This window comes from Methanobrevibacter sp. UBA417 (assembly GCF_002508845.1).
GTDB classification, from domain to species: domain Archaea; phylum Methanobacteriota; class Methanobacteria; order Methanobacteriales; family Methanobacteriaceae; genus Methanobrevibacter_A; species Methanobrevibacter_A acididurans.
This window is the reverse complement of the sequence record NZ_DAZC01000031.1, coordinates 37,712-46,035: the sequence shown is the minus strand read 5'-3', so window position 1 is coordinate 46,035 and position 8,324 is coordinate 37,712. Positions and strand designations below refer to the sequence as shown.

The 8,324-nt window shown below is 27.6% G+C and carries 13 protein-coding genes; all 13 read right to left on the bottom strand.

Annotated features, from left to right (window positions below; all coding sequences use genetic code 11):
- Positions 1-63 precede the first annotated feature (63 nt).
- Positions 64-492 (bottom strand): prefoldin subunit alpha, encoded by a 429-nt coding sequence (gene pfdA / locus BP769_RS07025; protein WP_409198088.1) that lies wholly within the window; start codon positions 490-492, stop codon positions 64-66.
- Between the two features lie 19 nt (positions 493-511).
- On the bottom strand, positions 512-736 hold the full coding sequence (gene rpl18a / locus BP769_RS07020; RefSeq protein WP_409198089.1) for a 50S ribosomal protein L18Ae: 225 nt from the start codon (positions 734-736) through the stop codon (positions 512-514).
- A 65-nt stretch (positions 737-801) separates the two neighbouring features.
- Entirely contained in the window at positions 802-1,470 is a 669-nt protein-coding gene (locus BP769_RS07015; RefSeq protein ID WP_409198090.1) for a translation initiation factor IF-6, read from the bottom strand.
- A gap of 61 nt (positions 1,471-1,531) precedes the next feature.
- The gene (locus BP769_RS07010; protein WP_409198091.1) at positions 1,532-1,780 is read right to left on the bottom strand and encodes a 50S ribosomal protein L31e; all 249 of its coding nucleotides are present in this window, start codon (positions 1,778-1,780) and stop codon (positions 1,532-1,534) included.
- A 12-nt stretch (positions 1,781-1,792) separates the two neighbouring features.
- Complete coding sequence (locus tag BP769_RS07005) at positions 1,793-1,948, bottom strand: 50S ribosomal protein L39e (protein ID WP_409198092.1); 156 nt, start codon at positions 1,946-1,948, stop codon at positions 1,793-1,795.
- Between the two features lie 46 nt (positions 1,949-1,994).
- Positions 1,995-2,585, bottom strand: coding sequence for a DUF7411 family protein (locus tag BP769_RS07000; RefSeq protein ID WP_409198093.1), 591 nt, complete (start codon positions 2,583-2,585; stop codon positions 1,995-1,997).
- A gap of 11 nt (positions 2,586-2,596) precedes the next feature.
- A complete protein-coding gene (locus BP769_RS06995) occupies positions 2,597-2,941 on the bottom strand; it encodes a DNA-binding protein (protein ID WP_409198094.1) in 345 nt (114 codons plus the stop codon).
- Between the two features lie 91 nt (positions 2,942-3,032).
- Positions 3,033-3,470 (bottom strand): 30S ribosomal protein S19e, encoded by a 438-nt coding sequence (locus BP769_RS06990; RefSeq protein WP_409198095.1) that lies wholly within the window; start codon positions 3,468-3,470, stop codon positions 3,033-3,035.
- 95 nt (positions 3,471-3,565) lie between these two features.
- Positions 3,566-3,820, bottom strand: coding sequence for a YhbY family RNA-binding protein (locus BP769_RS06985; RefSeq protein WP_409198096.1), 255 nt, complete (start codon positions 3,818-3,820; stop codon positions 3,566-3,568).
- Positions 3,789-4,154: a ribonuclease P protein component 4 gene (locus BP769_RS06980; protein WP_409198097.1), complete on the bottom strand. Its 366-nt coding sequence runs from the start codon at positions 4,152-4,154 to the stop codon at positions 3,789-3,791. The genes BP769_RS06985 and BP769_RS06980 overlap by 32 nt, the downstream gene beginning before the upstream one ends.
- A gap of 256 nt (positions 4,155-4,410) precedes the next feature.
- On the bottom strand, positions 4,411-5,001 hold the full coding sequence (locus BP769_RS06975) for an adenylate kinase family protein (protein ID WP_409198098.1): 591 nt from the start codon (positions 4,999-5,001) through the stop codon (positions 4,411-4,413).
- A 21-nt stretch (positions 5,002-5,022) separates the two neighbouring features.
- Positions 5,023-6,117 (bottom strand): OBG GTPase family GTP-binding protein, encoded by a 1,095-nt coding sequence (locus tag BP769_RS06970; RefSeq protein ID WP_409198099.1) that lies wholly within the window; start codon positions 6,115-6,117, stop codon positions 5,023-5,025.
- Between the two features lie 227 nt (positions 6,118-6,344).
- A partial coding sequence (locus BP769_RS06965; RefSeq protein WP_413862342.1) for a peptide transporter occupies positions 6,345-8,324 on the bottom strand: 1,980 nt, incomplete at its 5' end.

Genomic DNA, 8,324 nt, shown 5'->3' with positions numbered 1-8,324 from the left:
AAAATAGTAAAAATAGTAAAAATTATCAATAAAACATTTAATAAATAAAAAAAGTTAAAAGTATTAATGTTGTTTAGATTGTTGAACTTTCAACATTAATTGTTCAGCTTGTGGAGAAAGTTGAGAAACAACATCAGAAATTTGTTGAAGATTATTATATAAATTAGCAAGATTATCTTCTAATTGCTTTTTTTGTGATTCTGCCGTATTTTTAGCTTCTTCATAATTTTTTACAACAGCAACTCCTGCACCAATACTCATAACAATTTTACCATCGTTTTTAATATCAGCATTCATAAAAGAACCAGCACCAACAGGTACTAAAGCTTCTACAGTTTTCTTTTCTTTCATATCATCAATAGTAGATTCTAAAGTATTAACTTCAGCAATTGTTTGTTGAACATTAGCAACTTCTTGTTGTAATAATTCAGATTGTTCTTTATACATATTGATTTCATTTACAATTTGTTCTAATTTTTGCTGATCTTCCATTAAAAACACCTTTTATCAATTATAATATAGCTTTTAAAACAGGATCTACTACTTCATCAGCACTAATTTCAGTAATATCTTCTATTTTAACTTGTTTTCTGTTTAAACTATGTTTACTTCCAAAAATGGAATAAATTTTTTCATAAATATCTTCTTCTTTGAAAGCCTTTATTTCTTTAGTAAATTTTTGGACTTCTTCACCAAGAACAAATTTACCTTTAATTCTATATATTTTTGTTTGCATTAATAATCCCTCATAAAATGAATACTATTTAATTCATTATCTATTTAATTTGAATATAAAAATTTTTAGTCATCTAAAAATCCTAAAGCTTCTTCTAATCTAGCCATTTCTGGACCAGTAGTTTTTTCACCAACTATTACTCCTTTAGAATTAGCTATTGAACAAGCTCCAACAAGTGTAATACCTCTTCCAACAGTTCCAATATCCCCTTGAACTTTGAAAATATCTTCAACAAAGTTAATTTCAGCAGGAGTGGAATCTCTATATAAAAGGAAACCTTTATTAGTAACAGTCATTAAAGAACCAATGATATCTAAACCACCTACTGATGTTTGTTCAACTGTGACATTTAAAACATCCTCAATTGTTTTAACTGAATTTTCAGATATGAAAGGACTAACGATAGCTGCAGTATCATTAACAGCAATAATATTACCTACTGCAGTATATTTATCTTCAAGTCGAGAAACATTTAAACCTAAAGATTTTAATTTATTAATCTCTCTATCATCAGTATAATAGGATACTAAAAAACCATTAGAATTACCTGCAGTTAAAGCTCCTGCTAAATTACTACCTGCAATAGAGCTTTTAATAACTTCAACATCTAAAGTTTCTTTTATAATATCTCCCATATCATCAGGGAGGTTTAAAGGAACAATGGCGAAGTCTTCATTAACTGAAATATAAACTCCTAAATTTGGATTTCCAGTAAGATCTATTCTTTTAAGCATAATGCCCCTTTCCTTTTAATTAATTTAAATTTTTTTATTACGATGATTATAAATAGTTCAATTATTCTTCTAAAGTAACTTCTACTACTCCGTCATCATCATCTTTAACTGCTTTGACTTTTATTTTAGAAGGAATTTTTTGAATTCCTCTTTCCCAAACTTTTTCATTTATAGAAGAATCTAAAATAATGTCTTCAGATTTCATGTGTTTTTCTAAAAAAGATCTAATAACTCTCATAGCTTTTGCAGCTCTAATAGTTCTAGGTGCTTTTTTAACATCTCTAAGTGGTATTGTATATACTCTTTCCATATTAATTAACCCCTATACTTTTAAATTATTTCTTCTCCAATGTCTTGGTTTAGGTCTGTATCTTAATTTACGTTGGGTTTTTGCATAAGCCCAAATTGGGATTCTTCTGTTTTGTTTATTAGCCTTAGCCATTCTAAGCTTTTTAGCTAATGGTTTATTTCTACTCATTTTTCCACCACAATTTTTAGTTAATAATAATATTTAATTTAATGAATTAAATTTTTTGTTTAAAGCCACAAACATTTGTTTGATAATGTTCAGGGAAAATTTGACTTGAATTTCCACCTTTTTCATCTATTAATAAACGAATTTCAACTTCATAATCTGAACTATTTTCCTTATTGCTTTTTTCATAAGATAATTCAAAAAGTTTTGAAACCAATGAATTTATCATTTTATAACCAAAACTATCTAAATTCACATATTGGATATTATGTCTATCTTCTAAACTTTTAATTTGATCTTTATTTATTTTAGGAGTCCTATCATCTCGTCTAGTACCATCAGCAATGATTTCATATTTACTTGAAATAGCCTCTAAAACTTCTTCATGAAGGTACTTAATACCATTATTCGGAAATCCATCATTCATGATAATTTTAACGGCTTCTTCCAAAATACTTTGATCCATATGAAAAACAACATGATTAAAATTTAATGATTTAGCAGACATAGAAGCAGGAATATAAGAATCAAATACTCCAAAATTCACAGTTACTAAATCAACATCATAACCCAAACGTGAAAGTATGACAGCCATCAATGAACTATCTTTCCCTCCACTATAAAGAACACAAGCTTTCATATTAAAACAATCTATTTTCTAGTAATATGAATTTGTCTTTTTTGTCCAGATATTTGACTAAGTAGTACTTTTAGTTGTTCATCAGTAACTTTACCTCTTAAACTACCTGATTGAGCAGATTGAATTAATTGAATTTCAATTTGATTAACTAAATCCGGCTTAGCTAATTTAAGATTGGTCAACCGACTTCGAGCTTCTGGAGTTAAAATCTGCATTAAAATTTGCTTCTTTTCTTTTTCCATTTCTTGTTGCATTTGTTGTTGTTGCATTTGTTGTTGCATAGCTTGTTGTTGATTACCTGCTTGTTGTTGTAATTCAGCCATACGTTTACGACGCAATTCATCAAGTTCGCTCATATAACAGTCTCCATAAAATTTAGCTAATAATTAGCTTATTATAAAATTTAATATTAAATTAATTTTTTTAAAATAATAAATTATAAAATTTTTAGTATTTTTCAAGCTCAGGGATATCTTTGATTAATTCATTAGAAGCTTTATCTAAGAAAGATTTACCTTCAGGAGTAACAATTCTTCCAGCATCAATTTTTTGAACAAATCCAGCATCTTCTAATTGGTGAAGAGCACCTCTGACAATAGCTCCACTACCTTGTCTGAATTTTTCAGGATTAACTCCTCTATCTTTTTTCCCACCATAAAATGTTCTTAAGCTTTTAACTCCAACTGGGCCATCGATATATACTCTTCTTAATAAAGAAGCAGATCTTATAAACCACCAGTCTCTATTTTCTGGCTTTCTTTCTTTGTGAACACCAGTTTTAACAAGGTTAGACCATTTAGGTGCACTAACGTTATCATTCTTTTTAAGTTCTTCTGCAACATGATTAATTAATACATCTGCAGGAACATCATATACAGTACTCATATATTTATTCTCCACGTTTTTTAATTTTTTAAGTCATAAAATCTTAATAATTTAAATTTAAGACTGGTGTCTGTAACTCTAAATTTAAATAAAATTTAAGATCTTTTATAAATAACAGCAACATTTCCTCTAATGTCAATAAGTTTTGATTTTGTTTGACTTACAATGTCACTAATATAATCATCTTTATTGATTGCTATTCCTTTAGCAAATCGTAATTTAACAATTTTATTGGCTTTTAATTGACGTTTAATCTCTTCGATAACGTTATCATTAATTCCAGATTTACCAATGTTTATTGTCATAGCGGAAAGGCTTTTATTCATTATCTCTTTTTTTGTAAGAGTCAATTTTAGCTCTCCTTTTAAGTTTTTTTTCCTTAATATAAGGAATTTTCATGATATGGCCACATTCACCACATATTATATTAACTTCTCCATTAATTAGCCGGATGGTAGAATTGTGACCCGGAAATAGGAACTTATAACAATTTTTACAATATCGTCGGTTCCATTTAAGAGGAATTTTTACATTGTATTTAGTAGATATTTTTCTAGCTAATTCAACGTACCTATGAGATCTTTCAGGATACTCAATAAATTCTTTTTCAGCTAATGAAAAAAGAATATCCATACGTTCTTTAGCTATATTTAACATCCAATTAGGTCTTTTTCCTCTTTTCAATTTATACTCTCCCCATAATTTGGTTATGAAAAATTTCTATAATAGAATTAGCTATTTAAATAATGTATTAAAAAGATAAAACAATTTAAAACAAAATCATGAAAGTTAATCTGAACCATAGAATACAAGAAGAATATTAAACAACATTATGTTTTTCTTATTTAAAAAGGCTTTCTATTAAATAAATTTTTTATAAAAACAAAATTGTAAAATAATCCCTTAATTTAAAAAAATTGATTTAAAAATAGAATAACAATTAATTATCCAAAAACCAATCCATAAAATCTATATTACCTACAGGATAAGATGCATCATTCAATATTATCTCTTTAACTATACTTGTTACATCATCAACAGATTTATTTGTAGTATCAACTTCATTAACCAAATTTCCATGAATATCATAAGCTTCAGCAGAACATACAGATAAAGCTTCAGCTTCTAAATTCTCATTAATTTTAGATTTTGAATAATTTCTAGATTTAAGCCTTTTTTCAAGAATTCTCGGATTTAACCTTAATACAATACATTTATCGCAATTACTGCAAAGATGAGAAAGATGACCTTCAACAATAACCAACTTTGAAATAGGTTTATCCAAATCGGAATTAAAAAATAATTTTATATCATGATTTAATTTTTCATCTAAAGAATCAACATCAATTACTTTATAACCTTTCTTAGAATCTTCACCTAAAACTAAATCATTTTCAAAAGCAAAATCATTAATCTTAATTAATTTTGTATTAAAAATTTTTTTAAAATAATCAAACAAATTAGAAGCTACTGAAGTTTTACCCACACATGGGGTGCCTGTTATAAAAATTATTTTATTTCCATTTATCATAATAAAAAAATCCATGAAAAATTATTTCTTTAAAATAACTCTAAGAACATCCTCATCATCTAAAACATGATCAGGCCCAACTTTTTGACCAGGAAATTTAACTGAAGTTCCCCAAATCTTAGCATATCTAAAATTCTTAACAAATTCTCGATGTAACTTTCCACAGGCATCAATAACAGTTGACCCTTTTTTAATAATTAATGAATCTACCATATCAGCTTTTCTACCTTGAGGTTTAAGATAAACTCTAATAAGATTTAATTTTTCAAATATTATTTCACGTAAGTTATCTATGTTCATGTCTTTATCTGCAGAAATAGGTATAAAATCAGGAATTGTTTTTTTAATTTCAGTTAAGTGATTTTTATCAACTAAATCGACTTTATTCAAAAGAGTAACCATTGGAATATAAGTCCTATTAATTTCTAAAGCATCAATAAATTGATCTATTGTAACATCATCACGAATTAAAACTGAAGCATTATGAATTCCATACTCATTAAGAATTGATCTAATTGTTTTTTCATCTAAATAAGTTAATTCAACAGTTGAAGAAAGTTGAACTCCACCTAATCTTCTTTTATGAACTGTAACATCTGGTTTTTTCTCATTAGGTCTTATACCAATGTTTCTAAGTTCTCGAATAATTACTTCTAAATGTTGAGGGTTGAAAACATCTAACACTACAATTATTAAATCAGCAGTTCTAGCAACTGAAAGAATTTCTCTACCTCTACCTTTACCACTTGAAGCACCAGTAATTATTCCAGGAATATCAAAAATTTGAATTTTAGCATTATTGTATTCCATAACTCCAGGAATAATATCTAAGGTAGTAAATTGATAAGCTCCTACTTTACTTTCAGCATTGGTTAATTCATTTAATAGAGTAGATTTACCTACTGATGGAAAACCTACTAATACAGCAGTAGCATCCCCACTTTTTTTAATACTAAATCCTTGACCTTTACTTCCAGAACTTTTTCTTTGAATAGATTCTTCTTTTAATTTAGAAATCTTAGCTTTTAATTTACCTATATGGTGAGAGGTAGCTTTATTATAAGGAGTTTTTTGAATTTCTTCTTCAATCTCCTTTATTTTATCATCAATATCCATTTACTCACCAAGTTATTTTTAATTATAAAAAATTTTAAAAAAATAGTATCGCATAAACTATTATAATATAATTTTGTTTTTCATAGTTTATAAAATTTGTTTAAAGAATATATTAAAAAAAATTGTACTTAAAAAAAAATAAGAAAATAAATAGTTTAAATGAAGTTTATTAAAACTTCATTTTTATATTTATATTAAAAAATAATTAAAAATATTAAATTTTAATTTTAACCCGTTGAATTAGTAAGATTGGTTGAACTAGTAGAACTAGCATTATTATTTACTTTCCATAATGAAATTCCACTATCCATATGTATTAATTGGAATTGATCTTGACCATTACCACCTAATAAGAATAGTCTTGTGAACATAGAATCAACTAATTTATTATCGATTAATATAGCATTATACGTATTATTATTACCTAATACAAATAATGTATAATTTCCATCAGTTGCACCATGAATACTCTCATTTTTAGTAAGATAATTGTCTTCAATAACCATTAAATTACTTGCTTTCAATGGATTATAAGTTGTGTTATTTACTTCAACAGTGGTATTATTATTATCAAATACTGCTTGCACTTGACCTGTAGTGTTATTAGTACCATTAGCTCCTCTATTAATAACAGCATTAAATGAAATACCATTTTCATCTAATAAAGGAATAGTACCACTATGTCCAGGAGTGATATTTGCCGTAGTAGTAGATACCATATATTGTAAACTTGTACTATTTTGCTCTGCAAAATTCCAAGTACCAAAGTAAGTCCACCAACCAGCTTTTTGAAGCATATCTGAACTTGCTACAAATACAACATCTTTTGGATTATCTGGGTGTGAATATTGTAATACATTATCTGCTTGAGCTGAAGTTAATGAATAATTATTCATCATCATATTCTTAGCATCAGATTTAGGTAATGCTAATGTATGTAATAGTATATCAGTTGATTGAGAACTGTTATTACCATTATAACTATTTAAAGTTTCACCTGCTTTAGTACCAGTTGTGGCTAACATCTGCAGAATACCTTTTGATAAATCTAAATTAGATGTAGTCATAGCACGACCCATCCAGAAAGCTCTATCCCCAGATTGTACACCTCCATCTGATGCTGTTTGCTTATTAGCAGCTATTTCAAATAGGTAACCGTAATCCCACCAAGATTCTATTACCGCATCACTAGATATAGTATTATTTGCAGTTCCATTAATATATTGCATAGAATTCCACATAGGGTCACTAGCACCAGGTACAACTTGAGAAGCTGTTTGATAAGCTCCACAAACTGTTGGAGAAATTAAAGCTAGAGTAATTAATAAAACTGCTGCAGTTTTTTTAAGAGAAATATCTGATTCTTTAAAGAATTTTCCACCATAAACTGCGATAGCAGATACTATAACTAAAACAACAAATAATATAATTCCAGATAAGAAATTTACTTGTTCTACAACAGGGAAAGATACTAAAAAGGAACATATTAAACAGATTAAGAATAATCTTCTTTCATCCTCTACTTTAGCTTTTATATAATCCGCTGCATAACCTACGAATATTCCCACACAAAGACCTAAAGGTATCATTAATGTCATGATAAATCTAGTACCTTGAGTTACAGCTACAATACATGATATTGTCCAAACCATTAATACTGTAAAGTATAATAGGGTAAGACGTTTATCTTTATTGACATCATCAGAACCACCTAAAGAAGTTAAATCTTTAATAGCTAAGTTGAATCTATTATTTTCATCTTTTTTCTGAGCTGCAGATTTTCTTTTGCTTTTAGAAGGTTTTCCAGTATGTTTTTCAATAGATGTTGAAACTAATCGTAATTTCCATAATCTACTAGTATATAAGTAAAGGGTAGCTAATGCTGCAAATAATGCAACTATTCCACCAATACCATTAACTACGGATTGAGAGTTAGCTAAAAATGCTCCAGAAATACCTCCAGTTAAAAGAGTTGGAATTTGCATTTCTGCTACAGAAATAAATACATTAGGGAATCCTGAAACAGCAGTTCCTCCTCCAGCACTTTGCAAGGAAAGTAAACTTAATAAACCTGAAATAGTTGAACTTACTGAATCTATACCACTTATTAAAGTAACACCAATTATTCCAATAACCATGATAACTATAATTGAACATAACATTCTTTGATTAATAAACCATTGGAATTTACTATCATAGTTTTTAAC

Bases quoted from the DNA above. Each gene is read 5' to 3' on its own strand.
- BP769_RS06990 (WP_409198095.1), bottom strand. From the start codon at position 3,470: ATGAGTACTGTATATGATGTTCCTGCAGATGTATTAATTAATCATGTT.
- rpl18a (WP_409198089.1), bottom strand. From the start codon at position 736: ATGCAAACAAAAATATATAGAATTAAAGGTAAATTTGTTCTTGGTGAA.
- pfdA (WP_409198088.1), bottom strand. From the start codon at position 492: ATGGAAGATCAGCAAAAATTAGAACAAATTGTAAATGAAATCAATATG.
- BP769_RS07010 (WP_409198091.1), bottom strand. From the start codon at position 1,780: ATGGAAAGAGTATATACAATACCACTTAGAGATGTTAAAAAAGCACCT.
- BP769_RS06970 (WP_409198099.1), bottom strand. From the start codon at position 6,117: ATGGATATTGATGATAAAATAAAGGAGATTGAAGAAGAAATTCAAAAA.
- BP769_RS06995 (WP_409198094.1), bottom strand. From the start codon at position 2,941: ATGAGCGAACTTGATGAATTGCGTCGTAAACGTATGGCTGAATTACAA.
- BP769_RS07000 (WP_409198093.1), bottom strand. From the start codon at position 2,585: ATGAAAGCTTGTGTTCTTTATAGTGGAGGGAAAGATAGTTCATTGATG.
- BP769_RS07005 (WP_409198092.1), bottom strand. From the start codon at position 1,948: ATGAGTAGAAATAAACCATTAGCTAAAAAGCTTAGAATGGCTAAGGCT.
- BP769_RS07015 (WP_409198090.1), bottom strand. From the start codon at position 1,470: ATGCTTAAAAGAATAGATCTTACTGGAAATCCAAATTTAGGAGTTTAT.
- BP769_RS06975 (WP_409198098.1), bottom strand. From the start codon at position 5,001: ATGATAAATGGAAATAAAATAATTTTTATAACAGGCACCCCATGTGTG.